Below are 16,722 nucleotides of genomic sequence, written 5' to 3'. Positions count from 1 at the left end.
TTCGATGACAACTGAATCCAGCGCCGCTCCCCGGGACGTCGTGCTTCGCGTTGATGGTCTGTCGAAAAGATACGGCCAGTTCGCGGCTATCAAGAACGTATCCTTTGCAGTCCACAAGTCGACGGTGCATGCCTTCATCGGGCCCAATGGCGCCGGCAAGACCACTCTTTTCCACTGCATTACCGGCATACTTCGGCCTACGAGCGGAAGCATTACCCTGAACGGCAGCGAGATCACCCATCTGCAGGCAAATCTCAGGTCCCGGATGGGGCTCGGCAGATCCTTCCAGATTACGAGCATCTTTCCCGCACTGAGTGTTTTCGAGAACGTGCGTCTCGCAGCGCAGGCCCGTTCGTGGCTGCGAGCGTTTGACTTCCTGAGCGATGTTTCCCGTCTTCACAAGTCCTCCAGCAAGACGGAGGAGCTTCTTGTGAAGCTCAATCTGCAGGGCAGTTCGGGAGACATCGCCGGTACCTTGTCGCACGGCCAGCAACGTCGGCTGGAAGTCGCGATGGCGCTTGCGGGCGACCCTTCCATCCTGCTTCTTGATGAGCCCACCGCCGGCATGGGCGTCGACGATATTGAACATATGGCGCAATTGATCCGCTCTCTCGCTGCAGAAATCACTGTCGTCCTTGTCGAGCACAACATTCCACTCATACTTTCGGTGAGCGATGTCGTGACTGTAATGAACTATGGCGAGGTTCTGACGCAGGGGCCGCCCTCGATGGTTACCGCCGACGAGAAGGTGCGTGAACGCTATCTTGGAGCCGCATGATGCTGAGCGTCAGGGATCTGCACAGCTATTATGGCAAGAGCCACATCGTGCAGGGAGTGGATCTTGACATAGGCGCCGGAGAGATCGTGAGCCTGCTTGGCCGAAACGGTGCAGGAAAGACGACGACGCTGAAATCACTCGTCGGCCTCGTGTCCGGCTCAGAGGGCAGGGTAGAACTCGACGGCAGGCGGATCGATGGTAACCGGACCTGCGCGATTGCGCGGCAGGGTGTGGTCCTCGTTCCCGAACACCGGGGAATCTTCGCCGAACTGACCGTGGAGGAAAACCTGGCCATAGCCGAGCGGCGGGGAAGCGGACGAACGCGCTCGGCGGTCTATGACCTGTTTCCTCGCCTGGCCGAACGACGGTGCAACAGGGGCGACGCGATCTCGGGAGGCGAGCAGCAGATGCTCGCGATTGGCCGGGCTGTGCTGTGCTCGCCGAAGGTCCTGCTTCTGGACGAGCCGACCGAAGGCCTGGCGCCGGTCATTGTCGATGAGCTGATCAGGATCGTGAGAGGACTCGCGCAGGAAGGCATCGCCGTGCTCGTGGTCGAGCAGAACATCAGGTTCTGCGAAGCGGTCGCCTCCAGACATTACATTCTCAGTCAGGGAAAAATCGTATTCGAGGGTACGTCCGACGAGTTCGGGCGGGCTAGCGATGCTCGCGAGACCTATCTCGCTCTGGGATCACCGGGCAAGTCCGCCGGAGACGCACAAACAATCAGGCAAGGGATAAATCAATGAATGAGCTTTGGCGCCGGGATGCCGTCGATCTGGCCCGCGCGATCCGGACGAAGGAAGTGTCCTGCCGTGAGGTCGCGGTCGCTTGCCTCGACCGTATCCAGTCGACAAACCCGTCAATAAACGCAATTGTCGACTGTCGCCCTGAAGAAGTTCTCAAGGACGCAGAATCGGCGGACCAGGCTGTTCGACGCGGGGATGATATTGGCCCGCTCCACGGCGTACCGGTGACCACGAAGGTCAATGTGGATCAGCGGGGCTACGCCACGACGAACGGCGTCCCGGCATTGCAGAAGACCATCGCCGCGGATGACAGTCCCGTCGTCAGGAATTTGCGGAATGCCGGTGCGATCCTCCTGGGGCGGACAAACACTCCGGCACTTTCCTTTCGCTGGTTTACCGATAACGACCTTCATGGCGAGACTCTCAATCCGGTAAATCCCGATATCACTCCCGGAGGGTCCAGCGGCGGAGCTGCGGCTGCTGTGGCGACGGGGCTTGGTGCGATCGGGCATGGAAACGACTATGGTGGCTCCATTCGCTATCCTGCATATGCCTGCGGGGTGGCGGGCCTGCGGCCGTCCTTCGGACGGGTGCCCGCCTTCAACGGCACTGCCGGGCAGGAGCGACCGATAACGGCGCAGCTGATGTCGGTGCAGGGACCTCTGGCGCGTACCGTAAGGGATCTGGAGCTTGCGCTTTCGGTAATGGCACAGGGAGACCCGCGAGATCCGTGGTGGGCAGGCGCCGAACTCCGCGAGACCAGGGAGGGCAGGCCGGTTCGCGTGGCAATGTCAATCGATCCCTTCGGACAGGGCGTTGATCCTCTCGTTGAAAATGCGGTCAAGGAAGCCGCGAAGCGCCTGATGAACGCAGGGTATGAGGTTGAAGAGGTACGGCTGCCCCGAATTGCCGAGGCGGCTGATCTCTGGCGGCTCCTTGCGATGAACGATGCCCGCCGATCCATGATGAAGTTCGGGCTGGATCATGCCGGACCCGCATTCAAGAACTCGTTCCTGGGAATGCTCGAACATACGCCGGAGGTGGATATCGAGAGCTACCTCGATGCGCTCGAGCGGCGCACCACCATCCTGCGGGAGTGGACGCTGTTTATGGAAAGCTATCCCGTCGCCCTGCTGCCCGTTTCAATGGAACGCCCGTTCGCCCGGGGCCTCGATCAGGAGGGAGCTGACGCCATGGGCCGCATCATGAGAGCGCAGGAGCCGCTGTTCGCATTTGCGGTCCTGGGTTTACCCTGCCTTTCCGTTCCCACGAGCACCCGGGACAGGATCCCGCTGGGCGTCCAGCTTGTGGCAGGACGGTTCAGGGAAGACCTTTGTCTGGAAGCGGCGCGGGTCATCGAGAGCCAGCGCTGAGAAGACGATCCGACCGTTCACCGGCGATCCTGCCGGGAGCGGCGGCCGGTTTCAGGTCTTTACCCCGGGCTAGCAGTTTTGACCTGCCCGGGAGCGTTGGCGCGCGCGTCCAAAATCGGTATACAAGCACTGTCTGACCCTGCCCTGGATAAAGCGGAGGGCAGAACCGCTCCCGGTTTTGCCCCGTTTCCCGTTTGCCCGGCATCGCAAAGGAAACGGAGTGCCGCGTTTAACTGTCTCGAAACCGGAGCTGATGTCGGGCGGTAACGACAACCGTTTTCGCCAGTTCGTTCACGACTTTCTCGCCTTCAGCGCCCGGGTCGACCAGTGCCGCAGCTTCTTTGGCCAACGGCTCGGAATTTCAGGAATCGCCTACACCACCCTGATTTCCATTGCTCATCTGGAGAGTGAAGAGGGGGTCGGTGTCAGCCGGATTGCCGAACATCTGCATCTCTCGGGAGCTTTCGTGACCATAGAGGTCGCCAAGCTTGTGAAGGCGGGACTGGTCAGGAAGCGGACCAACGACCTCGACCGCCGCCGCGTCCTTCTGACGGTCACGCCAAAGGGACGCAAGATGCTCGATGATCTTGTCTCGATCCAGGCTCCCGTCAACGACGCACTGTTCGATTGCCTGTCGGCCGACGACTTCAACAGGCTTTCTGCCATGATGGCTCGTCTGGTTGATTGCGGGGATCGGGCGGTGGCCATGCTGGCGTACATGAGCGCCCGGGCGCCGCAGGAGGCTGCCCGAAAGCCTGCTTCCGCGACGTCGGGTCGCTCCAGAAAGTCCGTTCGCGCCCGTTAGAGGCGCTCCATTTTTATCATGGAAAGCGGAAGCAGCTGGCCCACAAAAGCCGGCAGCATCTCTTCATTCCCTGCCGACCGATTGCGCTGCAGCACAAAAAGGCTGCAATCCGCGATGTTTTTCATCTTGACCGGCTTTGATAAATAGCTTTGTTATAAAGCTAGTAGACAAAGCAAGGTCGTCAGCTCGGCCGGTTTGCAGTCTCTCGACTGTTCACCGAACTGGCCCGACGCGGCCAATGAAATGCTGGAGGGAATAGCCGTGGTCAACGTCACCGGAGGTTTGGCTTCAGTCGCCTTTGCAGTTGCGGTCGGGCTGGCTGCGGCTTGTTCGGCGCAGGAGAAGCCGGGCAGTCTCAATTTCGGGATCTTCACGTTCACGTCCGGTGCTGCGGCGGCGTATGGCATGCCCGGCAAGAATGCCGCCGATCTGATGATCGACAGGATCAACGCGAAAGGCGGCATCGCAGGCGTCCCGCTCAAGGCGACCTACGTCGATGAAGCGCAGGGTGCCCAGGGGGTCATCGCCGAATACAGGCGGCTTGCGGCGGACCCGAACAATCAGGTGATGATTGCGGCATTGTCGAGTGCCAATTGTCTGGCTCTGGCGCCGATCGCGGAACAGCTTCAGATTCCAACTGTCGGTTGGAATTGCGATACCCACCAGCTGCTTGCCGACGGCAAGGGCAAATATGTCTTCCGCCCGAACGGCAATACAGTGCCCGAGTTTGTTGCGTACGCAATCTACCTCCTGCAGCGAAATCCAGGAGCAAAATCGGTAGCAATCATCAACCCCGACTATGCCTTCGGTCACGACGGCGCGGTGATCTTCAAGGCGGCACTCAAGGCGCTCAAACCGGACATCCAGATCGTCGCCGAGCTCTACCCCAAGCTTGGATCCCCGAACTACCAGACGGAAATTTCGCGGCTGACCACGACAAGGCCGGACGTTGTGTTTTCGAATCTCTGGGGGGCCGATCTGGAGAACTTCGTCAGGCAGGCGGAGCCCCGCGGTCTGTTCCGTTCGAGCCAGGTGATCCTCGCACTCGGGGAAACGGTGCTGCAGCGCGTCGATCTGCCCGACGGGGTCATCGTCGGCGTTCTGGGCGACGGATGGTGGATGTCACCGGATGCCAGGGCCAATCCGGCCGCGGCAGACTTCAGCAGAGCGTACAAGGACCGCTTCGGTGAATACCCGGTCTTCCCGTCGCTGAAGATGGCCAACTCACTGATTTACATTCAGGCCGCTTACGAAGCTGCCATGCGCAGGAACGGCGGGAAGTGGCCGAGCCGTCCGGAGCTGGCAGATGCCATGAAAGGCAGCCGCGTGGCGACGCTTACGGGGACTACCGTAACCCGAGCCGACAATGACGGCGTTGTCGATCAGATCGTGGGCGTCACCGCCAGATCGTCGGGGCAGCCCGGCGTCACGATCTCCGACATGGTGCGCTACAGGGGGGACGAGCTGATGCCGAAGGCGGGCACCGATCCGATCGCCTGGATCTCGACGCTGACTCCTGAATTCGCCAGCAGCCTGCCAAAGCCCGGCAGCTACAAATAGCACGCAGCAGGTCAGAGTTTGAGAGAGCCATGTCGAGTGCATTCATTCCGCTACTCCTGGACAGCCTCGCGAGTGCTGCATTGATCTTTTTCGCGGCAGTCGGGTTGACGCTCGTATTCAGCGTGTTGAAGGTGCTGAACGTCGCGCACGGCAGCCTCTATTCGATCGGAGGGTATCTCGCCGCCTCATTGAGCCTGTTCGTCGCAAGCCGTGGTCTCAATCCATACTTCTCGTTCGTTGCGCTCCTCCTCAGCGCAGCACTGGTGGCCGCTGTTCTAGGGCCGCTGCTCGAAGCCACGCTGATCCGGTGGGTCTGCGGAAAGTCGGAGGCTGTACAGATACTCGCAACCTTCGGCCTCTTCCTGATCCTGGAGGACCTGCAGCGCATCATTTTCGGTGTGCAGTCCTACTACGAAGACACCCCGATGCGCCTCATGGGCACGACAACATTAGGTGGTGTCGTGTACCTGAACTATCAGCTAGTGCTGATAGGTGTGGCGCTGGCCGTCATCTTCGGCCTGCGTTTCCTGATACGCCACACCCGGCTCGGACGATTGATGGCCGCGGTCGTGGCCGATCGCGAAATGGCTCAGTCAATCGGGATCAATACCGACAGGATATTCCTGCTTGCATTTTCGCTGGGCGTATTTCTCGCCGCGCTGGGCGGTGCGCTTTCCACCCCCACCTCGGGCATCGCGCCGGGACTTGGTGCAGACACAATGGTGCTCGCGTTCGCTGTCGCTGCGATCGGCGGTCTTGGGCAGATCGAGGGGGCGGCGCTTGCGTCGCTGATCGTCGGTGTAGCCCGCGTAACGGCAGTCTACGTCGCTCCCGAGTTTGATGCAGTTGCACCCTATGCAGCCATGCTGGTCGTACTTCTGGTTCGGCCATACGGGCTGCTTGGTACCATGAAAATCAGGAAAGTCTGATGCGCTTCCAGACCGCGGCCGCTTCCCTTCTCGGGCTTGCTGTTCTGCCCATTCTGATGCCCTGGCTTGAGTTTGTTCTCACGCTGGCAATCGCCAAGGGATTCGCGGCGCTTGGTGTCGCAGTGCTGCTGCGCGCAGGTTTGATCTCGATCGGGCATGCGATGTTCTTCGCCGCCAGCGCATACGGAGTGGCCTTTCTGTCCCGGGCCGGTGTCGCGGACTTCGCGCTGGCCATGCTCGCATCGGTGTTGCTTGCAGCATCCCTTGGTGTGATCGTCGGAACGTTTCTTGTCAGATATCGCGCGATCTTCTTCGCGATGCTCAATCTGGCCGTCTCGATGGTGTTCTACGCGCTCTGCTCCAAGCTTTATGGTCTTACCGGTGGAACGGACGGAATGGCCGTTCCCATACCGACCGTCTTTGGTGTCTCGCTTCCGGATCCTGCCTTCAAGTCACTGCTCTACTATTTCTCCCTGATCCTCATGGTGGTCGTGGGCTTCGCCCTTCACCATTATCTGAACAGCCCCCTGGGGCAGGCGCTGTCTGCCGTTCACAGCAACGAGATACGGCTTGAGTATCTGGGAGTGCCGGTCTGGGCGGTGCTTCTGATTGCGTATGCGGCGTCCGCCGGCCTGGCCGGGATGGGAGGTGCGATCGCCGGATTTGCCGTCGGGCGAGTTGTCCCCGATTTCGCGTTCTGGACCGCTTCAGGTCATTTGATCCTCATAGCCGTTCTCGGCGGCATCGGAGGTGTACCAGGGGCGTTTATCGGAGCGGTTTTCCTGGAGCTACTCCACAGCGCCGCTGTCAGCGTGACGGATGCATGGAATCTCATCGTCGGCGCCGCCCTGATCCTGGTCATCGTGTTCCTGCCGAGCGGCTTCTACGGCCTTATGAAGCAAGAAAAGGCGCCGTCCCTATGACCAGCGATGTCATCCTGAAGGCGACCGATCTTCGCGTCTCATTCGCCGGCATCAAGGCCGCGGACGGCGTCAACATTCAGGTCAACAGGGGCGAGTTCGTCGCTGTTATCGGCCCGAACGGCTCGGGAAAAACGACTCTCCTCAACATCTGCACGGGGTATATCACCCCCGGATCGGGAAGCGTGCATCTGGAGGGAGCAGAGATCACGGGTCTGGCTCCCCGCAAGATCGCGAGACTTGGAATCGCGCGTGCCTTCCAGATTCCCCAGCTCTTCTCCGACCAAAGCGTTATCAATAACATCATGCTGGGCCTCGCTGCGCGGCATGGTCTCTGGACTGCGCTTCGACCGCTCGAGACGCCCGCGCGGCGGAAGGAGGCGCAGGATCTGCTTGAGCTTGTCGGTCTCGGCGAGGACGCCAACAGGATCAGCAGTACGCTGCCCGAAGGCCATCGCAAGCTGCTGGACATTGCCGTCGCGCTTGCGCTCGAACCGCGCCTCCTTCTGCTGGACGAGCCGACCAGCGGGGTGAGCGCACTTGATCGTTTTCCGCTGATGGAAGCGATCATGGGGGCGATCCGGCAACGTCGGATCAGCGCGCTGTTCGTCGAGCACGACATGGATGTGGTCGCGCGCTATGCCGACCGTGTCGTCGTCTGGAATGCCGGTCAGATCATGGCCGAGGGAACTCCGGCCGAAGTGTTCAGCAATGATGAAGTGTTGAAGCGCGTAGTCGGGGTCGCGTGATGCTGGGAATTGTCGATCTGACCGTCTCGATCGAAGGCGTTCGCGTGCTTCGCAACGTAGGCTTCGAGCTTCAGGACGGCAAAACCACCATCCTGATTGGTCGCAACGGCGCCGGAAAGACGACGACGCTGAGGGCGATCATGGGGCTCGTGGCGTGCGACAGCGGAACGATCTGGCTGGACGGCGAGCACCTCGAGGCTTTACCCGGATATCAGCGCGCCCGGCTGGGAATTGGCTATGCGCCCGAGGATCGCCGGCTGATTCCGGACATGAGCGTTGAAGAGAACATGCGTCTTCCGATGCTGGCGCTCAATCTGCCGAAGCGGGAGACGACGGATCGGCTGGACGAAATCTACGCCATGTTGCCCGAGCTCCATGTGATGCGGGCACGGGCCGCAGGCAGCATTTCAGGCGGGCAGGGCAAGATGGTCGCGCTGGGACGTGCGCTTACCGTTGCGCGCAAGGTGCTGTTGCTTGACGAACCGTTTCAGGGCCTCGCGCCAGCCCTTGCTCTCGAATACGCCCGGACGCTCGGGCAGCTCCGCAAGCACCGTCCTGATCTGGCCATCCTGATCACTGAATCCACACCCGCGCTTCTGGACCGGATCGCCGATCGTACGTTGCAGATCGAGCGCGGGGAAATAACGGATTCATCAAACCATGAGGTTCAAACATGTATCTCCAGTTCGACCGTAGCGCGGGAAACAGAAACGATCGTATCGGGGTCGAAATCGATGCGCTCGTAATCGCAGGCTGGGCGGGCCGGGACATCGCTGCGATCGAGCATCATGTCGAGGAGCTTGCCGCTCTTGGCGTTCCGCGGCCGTCCAGCACGCCGCTGTTTTACAGGGGCGCGCCACAGATTCTGACGCAATCGAACCGGCTGACTGTGCTCGGCGCCGACACTTCAGGAGAGGTCGAGCCCGTTGTGATCGCCATGGCTGACGGCCTGTGGGTCGGCGTCGGTTCTGATCACACCGATCGCAAGGCTGAGGCTTCAGGTATCGCGCTCTCGAAGCAGCTCTGCGGCAAGCCGGTTGGCCGATCGTTGTGGTCATATTCTGACGTCGAGAAGCATTGGGACAGCCTGTTGTTGCGCTCGTGGGCGGTCATCGAGGGCAGGCGTGTGCTCTATCAGGACAGCTCCGTTTCGGCCCTGAGGGCTCCAACCGATCTCATCGCCCGATATACAGGCCTGAAAGCGCTCGATGCCTCGACACTGATGTTCTGCGGGACCCCCGGCGCCATCGGCGGAATCAGGCCAGCAAGCCGTTTCGAGATCGAGCTGCACGATCCGGTGCTCAAGAGATCGCTGACGCATCACTACGACGTCGAGGCTCTTGAGGTGATTTCCTGATCCAGGTTCGCAAGCCGGATCGTCAAGTCGAGGGGGACGGAAACATGGAATTGCCGATCGATCAGAGCGTGTTTCTGGAGGCGAAGCGACAGGAGCCACGAAAGCGTAGCCGGTTCGTGTACAGGATCATGATGGCGGCCTCGCTGCTCACCGTAGCGGGGCTCGGTGTGCTGGCATTCGTGAGCGCGTCGGTCGCTGAAAGGACCCTGGATCAGGATGCCCGGTCCGAAAGCAGGCTGATGGGCCAGGGGGCGGCGGACCGGATCACTGCATGGCTCGAGGCGCGGCGGCGTCTCCTTGAAGCTCTCGCGGACGGAATCGAGCTCACGGGAGCGGCAGAATCCGAAGCGAGCCTCCGTCAGCTTCTCCACGCAAAGACCCTGACAGATACTTTTTATCCGGTCCACTTCGGTCTACCCGATGGCGTCCACATCAGGGAGCCGAACCTGCAGATGCCCGTCGGCTACGATCCCCGAACGCGTGGCTGGTACCAGGCTGCGGCGGTGGAGAAGCAGACGATTGTGACAAAGCCGTTTGTCAGCGCGGCCGCTGACGGGAGCCTTGGCATCACGATTGCTCGCGCCGTACAGGGGCCAAACGGTGTGGCTGGTGTGGCTGGTGGCAACGTCGAACTCTCCGCCATTCGCGATTTTCTGAGAGGACTGCCGCTGGAGGGAAAGGGTTACGCGTTCCTCGTGGATTCGGAGGGCACGGTGCTGGTGCATCCCGAGCAGCAAAAAGTGCTCAAGCCACTGGATGGAGGATTCGATCCGGGCGCGGCCGACGGAGCCATGCGGGAGACATCGGGGGCTGGCTCTGGCCGGCTCGCCGGCTTCTTCCCGATAAGCAGCGTGCCCTCGGCCAGGTGGTTCGTGGGGATCTCGCTTGATCGCGGCAAGGTCCTTGAGCCGGTCCATGCGTTCCGGCGGATGCTCGTGCTCGTGGTCGTCATTACTGTTCTTGTCCTCGTGCTCTGCCTTGGCCTCATCATCTCCAGACTGGTCGCGAGGCCGATCGCCGCAATATCCAGCTCAATGAGAGAGCTCGCAAAGGGCAATCTTGACGCTGAAGTGCCGGCCCAGGGGCGCTCGGACGAAATTGGCGAGATGGCGGACGCACTGGTTATTTTCAGACACAGCATGGTCGAGAACGCCAGACTTGCTGCGGAACAAAACAGCCTGAAGGCTCGCGCCGAGCAGGAAAAGGTCCAGGCGATGAACCAGCTTGCGGATGCCTTTGAGGCTACCGTCGGAAACGTGATCAGCTCCGTTTCGGAGGAGGCCGGCCAGATCGAACTTCGCGCTCGGGAAATGGCCGCTGCGGCAAGCAAGACCGGGAGTCTGACCGGGGCAGTCAATAACGTCACGAAGGAAACCGCGATAAATGTACAGTCGGTGGCAGCGGCGACCGAGGCGCTGTCCAGCGCGATCGGGGAGATCAGCCGGCAGGTGCATCTGTCCTCAAGCACGGCCGATCAGGCGGTTTCAGCGGCAAACAGGACAAACGAAAAGGTATCCGGACTTCTTTCCGCCGTGGGACGCATTGGTGCAGTGGTCGACCTGATCAGTTCGATCGCCAACCAGACCGATTTGCTGGCTTTGAACGCGACCATAGAGTCGGCGCGTGCCGGCGAACTTGGCAAGGGCTTCGCGGTCGTGGCGACCGAGGTGAAGGCCCTTGCTGGACAGACGGCCAGGGCCACTGAGGAGATCGCGTCCCAGGTGCAGGGCATCCAGTCCGTCACGGACGAGGCTGCTCATGAACTGAGGAAGGTTTCGGAGATCATCGCAACCATCAGCAGCTACTCCGCGCTGATTGCATCCGCCGTGGAAGAGCAGGGCGCCGCTACACAGGAGATCAGTCGAAATATCCAGCAAGCAGCGGCGGGCACGAGCAAGGTTTCCTCCAATATCACCGTGGTGAATGAGGCTGCAATGAGGGGAGATGCCGTCGCCAACGACGTCCTGCATGCAGCACGTCAACTGACAACCCAGGCCGGTGTTCTCGACGGCGAGGTCCGTCGGTTCATCGGGAGCGTTCGCGCGACATGACCCGGGCCTTCCGGTCGGGAGCTCGCTGTCTCCATCGATGCGGTGCAGCAGAGAAATCCTGACGAACTCGCAGTTTTGACTTGACGACAACGTCATAATAGCTTTGAAATAAAGCTATTATACAAAGCGACAAGGACCTATGTCATCTGATCGATCATTTCGACGTGCGTTGTCCCAGTTCGCCACCGGTGTCGCGATCATTACGGCGCGCAGCGGTGCGGGCGAGGCGATCGGAATGACGATGAGTTCGTTCAACTCCGTGTCGCTGGATCCGCCTCTCGTGCTGTTCAGTGTGGATCGTCGGGCGTTGAGCCTGCCCGCCATGAGTGCGGCCGCCGGATTTGCGGTCAACATTCTCAGCGGGCAGCAGGAGGCTCTTTCGAACCAGTTCGCAAAAGCACTGGGCGACAAGTGGCGCGATGTCGCGCATTCGCTGGGGCACGCCGAAGCACCTCTCCTCGAGGGCGCGCTGGCGCACTTCGAATGCGAGCCCTACGCGCAATACGACGGGGGAGATCATCTGATTTTCGTGGGCAGGGTTGTCCGTTTCAGCTCGCGCGAGGATGAGGCGCCGCTTGTGTTCTTCAGGGGAAAATACTGTGCGCTCGCCGAGGCCGGCCAGCGCGAGCCAACATGGCCATTGCCGATCCACTACTGACCGGCGGTCGCCTCAACAAAGGAAGGGACGAAATGATCAAGACAGGCGAACAACACGTAGCGTCGCTCCGTGACAAGCGGGCGATTGTCATTGACGGTTGCAGGATCGAGGATCCGACGAGCCATCCGGCATTCGAGCGGCTGGTGCATTCAGTGGGCAGCCTCTACGACTTCGTCGCGGATCCGGGAAACCGCGAACTTATGACCTATCCGACGAAGAGCGGCGACCGTGCCAATCGGATCTGGCAGTTGCCGCACACCGCCGGGGATCTCGTTGAGCGCCGGCGCGGGCTGGAAGCCTGGGGAGCATTGCACGGCGGCTTTCTCGGACGCGCGCCCGATCATGTGGCATCCTGCATCGCGGGTATGTACATGGGACTGGACGTGTTCCAGGCCTACGATCCCGCGAGGGCTGGGGCACTGGCGGACTACTACACGTTCGCCCGCGACCGCGATCTGTACCTCACATACGTGATCATCAATCCCCAGGCGGACCGCTCGAAGCCGGCGGCCCAGCAAAAGGACGCATTCCTGACGGCCGGGGTGGTCGATCAGGATGCCTCGGGCATCACCGTGCGTGGCGCAAAGATGCTTGCCACCGGGGGGGTCGTCGCGAACGAAGTCTTTGTCACCTGCATCCAGCCGCTCCAGCCCGGCGACGAACCCTATGCGCTCTCATTCGCCATTCCGATGAACACAAGGGGGCTCACGCTCCTGTCCAGGAAATCCTACGAAGCGGCATCTCCCTCCGTGTTCGACAACCCGCTTGGAAGCCGCTTCGACGAGAACGATGCGGTGCTCTATTTCGATGATGTAAAGGTGCCGTGGGACCGGATCTTCGTCTTCAAGAACCTGGAGATGTGCCAGAAGCAGTTCCATGCGACGCCTGCGCATGTCTACCAGAACTATCAGGCGATGATCCGGCTCTCGGTAAAGGTTCGCTTCCTGCTCGGTATCGCAAAGCGGATCGCCGAGGTGAACGGGGTGATCGGCTTTCCGCAAGTCCGGGAGACGCTCGGTCAGCTGGCCGCCGAAGGCGGCATGATCGACGCGATGGTCGCCGCCATGGAAGCGAAAGGAACGTTGTACAACGGCTATTTCATCCCGGATCGTCACACCCTGTATGCTGCCCAGGCGCTCACTCAACAACTGTATCCGAAGATCATCAACACGCTTCGCGATCTCGCCGGCGGCGGTCTGATCATGTTGCCGTCGTCGGTCAAGGACTTTGCAAATCCGGAGATCGCCGAACTGATTGAGCGGACGCAGCAGTCACCAGCCGCCAGCGCCACGGAACGGGTCAAGTTCTTCAAGCTGGCATGGGATGCGGTCGGTTCAGAATTCGCCTCGCGGCATCTGCAGTACGAGATGTTCTATGCCGGCGCGACCTTCGTGACAAAGGGACACTCGTTCCGCACCTATGACTGGTCGGCCGCGAGCGCGCTCGTCGACGGGATTCTCGGAGGCTACGCGTTGGCCGACGAGGTTGGAAAACAGCAGGCTGCAGCCTGAGGAGTACGTACAATGGCGATGAACAAGGCGCACGACGAATTTCACACGCTCGATATGAACGAGGGCTGGGAGACACCGCCCGGGTATCCGGCCGGCATCAAGCAGAAGATCCTGGCTGGAGCGCTCGACGAGGCCAGACGCGGCGGCAGCCGTACGCGACTGCTCAGGTTCGAGCCGGGTGTCTACACGACGAAACCTTTCGTGCATGAGTACTGGGAAGAGGTCTTCCTCGTATCGGGCGATCTGACCGTCGGCAACGATGAAAGCGGCGAGGGTGGCGAGCCGTTCAGCCCATACACCTACGCCTGCCGGCCCCCCGGCGCCTATCATGGTCCCTTCAGGTCGGAGAAAGGGTGCCTGCTGCTGGAGATCCATTACTTCGACCCGGTATAGGACCCGCCATGACTGCTACGCTTGCGTCACTCGCGCAGGATCTGGAGGCCGGGCGCACAACAGCGGTCGAGCTGGTGGAGACGTGCCTTGCCGCCATCCGCAAGGAAGGCGGCGAGGGACGGGCCGCGTTCGTGCAGGTCAATGAACGGGCGCTGGATGTAGCGCACGCGATGGATGGGCTGCGGCGCGCAGGAAATGCGCCATCCCGCTTTGCGGGCATTCCGGTGTCGGTGAAGGACCTGTTTGACGCGGCGGGGGAAGTGACACGAGCAGGATCCATTGTCCGGTCCAGTGTCGCTCCTGCCGGAAAGGACGCGACCGTTATCTCGAGGTTGCGCCGGATGGGCTTCATCCTGATCGGACGCACGAACATGTCCGAGTTCGCTTACTCCGGGCTCGGTCTGAACCCGCACTACGGGACGCCGAAAAGCGTTTTCGAGCGAAACAAGGGGCGAGCGCCTGGAGGATCATCCTCCGGGGCAGCTGTTTCTGTCGCCGACGGTATGGCGCACGCTGCCCTGGGGACCGACACGGGAGGCTCCTGCAGAATCCCGGCGGCCTTCAATCGACTGGTCGGGTTCAAACCAACCGCCGAACGCATACCACGTGACGGGGTCGTTCCGCTTTCGACAACTCTGGATTCCGTGGGGCCGCTCGCGCGCTCGGTTGGCTGCTGTGCGGCGCTCGACTCGATCCTCGCGGGGTTTGATCCGTTAACGCCGGAAGCTCGATCCGTTGAGCATCTGCGAATCGCCGTACCCGCGACGGTTGCTCTTGATAACCTTGAGCCAGAGGTCGCCAGTGGATTTGAAACGCTGTTGCAGACGCTTTCACGAGCGGGAGCTGATATCGTCGAGGTCAGGATCTCCGCGTTTTCGGATGCTCTCGCGCTTCAGGCGAACGGGGGATTCGCGGCAGCGGAGAGTTACGCGTTCCATCGTGGGGACCTCCGTGAAAAATCCGACATGTTCGATCCGCGGGTCCTGGCGCGCATCGGACGCGGGGCGAACCTCTCTGCCGCGGATTACATAGATCTCGGAAAGGCGCGTTCCGCTGTGATCGAGCGGGCAAGCTTGCAGCTTTCCGGGTTCGATGCGGTGCTGATGCCCACGGTCCCGATCATTCCTCCGCTCCTGCGCGTACTCGAGGTGGACGAGGAGTTTGGCCGGCTCAATGCTCTCGTCTTGCGGAACAGCTCATTGGTGAACCTGATTGACGGATGCGCCGTGTCCTTGCCTGCAGGTAGCCCCTATGGGCCCCCCGTCGGCGTCACGATCGCGGGTCTGGCCGGTGATGACCGGAGAATATTGGCCATCTCGGCAGGCATCGAGAAGCTTGCATCGACCTCGGACTGACGGCGCGAACGCATCGATCGCAAGAAGCTCCCCGGAGAAGGGACACGAACTTGAGACGTCTTAGAGCAGTGCCAGTCCCGACTTGTGAGCGCGGCAGTCCCGCGGCTCCGCTGTAGCGGGCGAACACTCGCCCGTTGACCCCGCAAGGGGTCTCCTCCCAGACTTGGCCGCCCTTTCTTTCGAAGGGGCGGCCATTTTTTTTGGGGGGAGCGCTGGACGACGAGAAAGTTGATTTCCTTTTCTGCAGCTTCATGGGCCTGGCGTGGAGCTGTTCCGGGGCCATATCACTGTCGCGCTCTCGACAGGGCCGATGTGGCACCAGCGGGGTCTCGATCGCCGGGCGGCGATTGGTCCTGCGCCGATGCCTTCATCGGACAAAGTCAGAGAAGGCAGAGCAAGTTTGCATGTCATGGCCCGGGAGTTTCGGCAGCCTACCCTAGCCTCTGCGCCCTGCGCCACTTCCGCGTGGCGTTTCCGGTTGATCAGGTTCAGCAGGTGGACGGAAGCGCGCGCGTCGCAGAGCGCCCGATGATGATTGTCCAGCTCGATTCCGTAGACTTCGCAGAGTCTCCCGAGCCCGTAGGATTTATGACGGGATAGCGCCGCCGCATTCCCGCGCATGTGCAAAGTTTGGGAAACCGGAAGCGTCGCTCCAGCGGTTCGTACTCATACGCGATGAAGCCGTAGTCGAAGTTGACATTGTGGGCGACGAAGATCCCGTCACCCATGAAATCCATGAAACTCCTGCCACGTCCGCGAACACGGGCGCGTCCCGCACATCTCATTGGTGATGCCGGTCAATTGAACGATTTTGGCCGGGATCGAACGTTGCGGATTAAGCAACGTGTGCCATTCGTCGACGACCTCGTGATTGCGAACCTTTACGGCGCCTCTTCGATCGAAGCGAAATTGGAGGCCATTGAATCCGGCAAGGCGCTGGCGATCATCCTGCAGACCATCGCCGCCAGATGGGGACGGCCCAACGGAACTTCGCGTGGGACAACGTGCAGGTGGAAGCGCTACGCGCGCTGCTCGAAGGCACCAACCGGGCCGGCGCAGCCGTATCGTCCGCTGGATGTGCGACGACTTCCCTCAGTTCGACGATCGTGTCTGAATCCTGTGCTATCACCGGGGCGCTGTTGCGCCATATCAGATGGTGAAGGGCGCAAATTCGGCACGTAGATGATGCCAGCTTTTTGGGTCGGTTGAACCAGCCGGAAGACATCGCCCGACATCAAACACTGCCAGCGCCGACAGAGCCGCGACAGTCCAGAACGCGCCCCGCCATCCCCAATACTCGCCAATGAAAGCGCCCGCCGGGACGCCGGCGATATTGGCTATGGTGAGGCCCCCGAACATCACCGCAATTGCGCGAGCCCGCTTTCCTGCTCCACCAGCTCGACGGCCGCAACCGCTCCGATCGCGAAGAACGGTCCGAAGGTCAGCGCCGTGGTGATCCGGGCGCCCAGCAGCCAGCCGTAGGTCGGCGCGAGGGCAGCAAGAATCTGGCCCAACGTGAAGACGCTAAGGAGGACCA

General features: G+C 61.1%; 16 protein-coding genes. 15 read left to right on the top strand and 1 reads right to left on the bottom strand.

The window, feature by feature from the left end:
• Window positions 1-4: 4 nt before the first annotated feature.
• From IVA88_RS28535 to IVA88_RS28465, 15 genes are all read left to right on the top strand, one after another.
• Window positions 5-778: an ABC transporter ATP-binding protein gene (locus tag IVA88_RS28535; protein WP_247500538.1), complete on the top strand. Its 774-nt coding sequence runs from the start codon at window positions 5-7 to the stop codon at window positions 776-778.
• Window positions 775-1,524 carry an ABC transporter ATP-binding protein gene (locus tag IVA88_RS28530; protein ID WP_247500537.1) on the top strand — a complete coding sequence of 250 codons (750 nt, stop codon included), beginning with the start codon at window positions 775-777 and terminating at the stop codon, window positions 1,522-1,524. Before IVA88_RS28535 ends, IVA88_RS28530 begins: the two co-directional genes overlap by 4 nt.
• Window positions 1,521-2,897, top strand: coding sequence for an amidase family protein (locus tag IVA88_RS28525; protein WP_247500536.1), 1,377 nt, complete (start codon window positions 1,521-1,523; stop codon window positions 2,895-2,897). The genes IVA88_RS28530 and IVA88_RS28525 overlap by 4 nt, the downstream gene beginning before the upstream one ends.
• A gap of 220 nt (window positions 2,898-3,117) precedes the next feature.
• The gene (locus IVA88_RS28520; RefSeq protein ID WP_247500535.1) at window positions 3,118-3,702 is read left to right on the top strand and encodes a MarR family transcriptional regulator; all 585 of its coding nucleotides are present in this window, start codon (window positions 3,118-3,120) and stop codon (window positions 3,700-3,702) included.
• Between the two features lie 261 nt (window positions 3,703-3,963).
• A complete protein-coding gene (locus IVA88_RS28515; protein ID WP_247500534.1) occupies window positions 3,964-5,262 on the top strand; it encodes an ABC transporter substrate-binding protein in 1,299 nt (432 codons plus the stop codon).
• A gap of 29 nt (window positions 5,263-5,291) precedes the next feature.
• Window positions 5,292-6,191, top strand: a complete 900-nt coding sequence (locus IVA88_RS28510; protein WP_247500533.1) for a branched-chain amino acid ABC transporter permease — start codon at window positions 5,292-5,294, stop codon at window positions 6,189-6,191.
• Window positions 6,191-7,114 (top strand): branched-chain amino acid ABC transporter permease, encoded by a 924-nt coding sequence (locus IVA88_RS28505; RefSeq protein WP_247500532.1) that lies wholly within the window; start codon window positions 6,191-6,193, stop codon window positions 7,112-7,114. Before IVA88_RS28510 ends, IVA88_RS28505 begins: the two co-directional genes overlap by 1 nt.
• Entirely contained in the window at window positions 7,111-7,860 is a 750-nt protein-coding gene (locus IVA88_RS28500) for an ABC transporter ATP-binding protein (RefSeq protein WP_247500531.1), read from the top strand. The genes IVA88_RS28505 and IVA88_RS28500 overlap by 4 nt, the downstream gene beginning before the upstream one ends.
• Window positions 7,860-8,606 (top strand): ATP-binding cassette domain-containing protein, encoded by a 747-nt coding sequence (locus IVA88_RS28495; protein ID WP_247500530.1) that lies wholly within the window; start codon window positions 7,860-7,862, stop codon window positions 8,604-8,606. Before IVA88_RS28500 ends, IVA88_RS28495 begins: the two co-directional genes overlap by 1 nt.
• The gene (locus IVA88_RS28490) at window positions 8,534-9,217 is read left to right on the top strand and encodes a DUF2848 domain-containing protein (RefSeq protein ID WP_247500529.1); all 684 of its coding nucleotides are present in this window, start codon (window positions 8,534-8,536) and stop codon (window positions 9,215-9,217) included. Before IVA88_RS28495 ends, IVA88_RS28490 begins: the two co-directional genes overlap by 73 nt.
• Before the next feature lie 44 nt (window positions 9,218-9,261).
• Window positions 9,262-11,268, top strand: a complete 2,007-nt coding sequence (locus IVA88_RS28485) for a methyl-accepting chemotaxis protein (protein ID WP_247500528.1) — start codon at window positions 9,262-9,264, stop codon at window positions 11,266-11,268.
• 169 nt (window positions 11,269-11,437) lie between these two features.
• Window positions 11,438-11,926 (top strand): flavin reductase family protein, encoded by a 489-nt coding sequence (locus IVA88_RS28480; protein WP_247500527.1) that lies wholly within the window; start codon window positions 11,438-11,440, stop codon window positions 11,924-11,926.
• Window positions 11,902-13,437, top strand: coding sequence for a 4-hydroxyphenylacetate 3-hydroxylase N-terminal domain-containing protein (locus IVA88_RS28475; RefSeq protein ID WP_247500526.1), 1,536 nt, complete (start codon window positions 11,902-11,904; stop codon window positions 13,435-13,437). Before IVA88_RS28480 ends, IVA88_RS28475 begins: the two co-directional genes overlap by 25 nt.
• A 12-nt stretch (window positions 13,438-13,449) precedes the next feature.
• On the top strand, window positions 13,450-13,830 hold the full coding sequence (locus IVA88_RS28470; RefSeq protein WP_247500525.1) for a cupin: 381 nt from the start codon (window positions 13,450-13,452) through the stop codon (window positions 13,828-13,830).
• 8 nt (window positions 13,831-13,838) lie between these two features.
• Entirely contained in the window at window positions 13,839-15,185 is a 1,347-nt protein-coding gene (locus IVA88_RS28465; protein ID WP_247500524.1) for an amidase, read from the top strand.
• A gap of 1,358 nt (window positions 15,186-16,543) precedes the next feature.
• Here IVA88_RS28465 and IVA88_RS28460 read toward each other — a convergent pair.
• Entirely contained in the window at window positions 16,544-16,699 is a 156-nt protein-coding gene (locus tag IVA88_RS28460) for a hypothetical protein (RefSeq protein ID WP_247500523.1), read from the bottom strand.
• Window positions 16,700-16,722 lie beyond the last annotated feature (23 nt).

Source organism: Bradyrhizobium sp. 149, from assembly GCF_023073915.1.
Classification (GTDB): Bacteria; Pseudomonadota; Alphaproteobacteria; order Rhizobiales; family Xanthobacteraceae; genus Bradyrhizobium.
This window is presented reverse-complemented; position numbering and strand designations above follow the sequence as displayed.

Excerpts from the sequence above, each read along its gene's own strand:
- IVA88_RS28500 (WP_247500531.1), top strand. The coding sequence starts at position 7,111 with ATGACCAGCGATGTCATCCTGAAGGCGACCGATCTTCGCGTCTCATTC.
- IVA88_RS28485 (WP_247500528.1), top strand. The coding sequence starts at position 9,262 with ATGGAATTGCCGATCGATCAGAGCGTGTTTCTGGAGGCGAAGCGACAG.
- IVA88_RS28465 (WP_247500524.1), top strand. The coding sequence starts at position 13,839 with ATGACTGCTACGCTTGCGTCACTCGCGCAGGATCTGGAGGCCGGGCGC.
- IVA88_RS28495 (WP_247500530.1), top strand. The coding sequence starts at position 7,860 with ATGCTGGGAATTGTCGATCTGACCGTCTCGATCGAAGGCGTTCGCGTG.
- IVA88_RS28490 (WP_247500529.1), top strand. The coding sequence starts at position 8,534 with ATGTATCTCCAGTTCGACCGTAGCGCGGGAAACAGAAACGATCGTATC.
- IVA88_RS28530 (WP_247500537.1), top strand. The coding sequence starts at position 775 with ATGATGCTGAGCGTCAGGGATCTGCACAGCTATTATGGCAAGAGCCAC.
- IVA88_RS28535 (WP_247500538.1), top strand. The coding sequence starts at position 5 with ATGACAACTGAATCCAGCGCCGCTCCCCGGGACGTCGTGCTTCGCGTT.
- IVA88_RS28505 (WP_247500532.1), top strand. The coding sequence starts at position 6,191 with ATGCGCTTCCAGACCGCGGCCGCTTCCCTTCTCGGGCTTGCTGTTCTG.
- IVA88_RS28475 (WP_247500526.1), top strand. The coding sequence starts at position 11,902 with ATGGCCATTGCCGATCCACTACTGACCGGCGGTCGCCTCAACAAAGGA.
- IVA88_RS28470 (WP_247500525.1), top strand. The coding sequence starts at position 13,450 with ATGGCGATGAACAAGGCGCACGACGAATTTCACACGCTCGATATGAAC.
- IVA88_RS28510 (WP_247500533.1), top strand. The coding sequence starts at position 5,292 with ATGTCGAGTGCATTCATTCCGCTACTCCTGGACAGCCTCGCGAGTGCT.
- IVA88_RS28525 (WP_247500536.1), top strand. The coding sequence starts at position 1,521 with ATGAATGAGCTTTGGCGCCGGGATGCCGTCGATCTGGCCCGCGCGATC.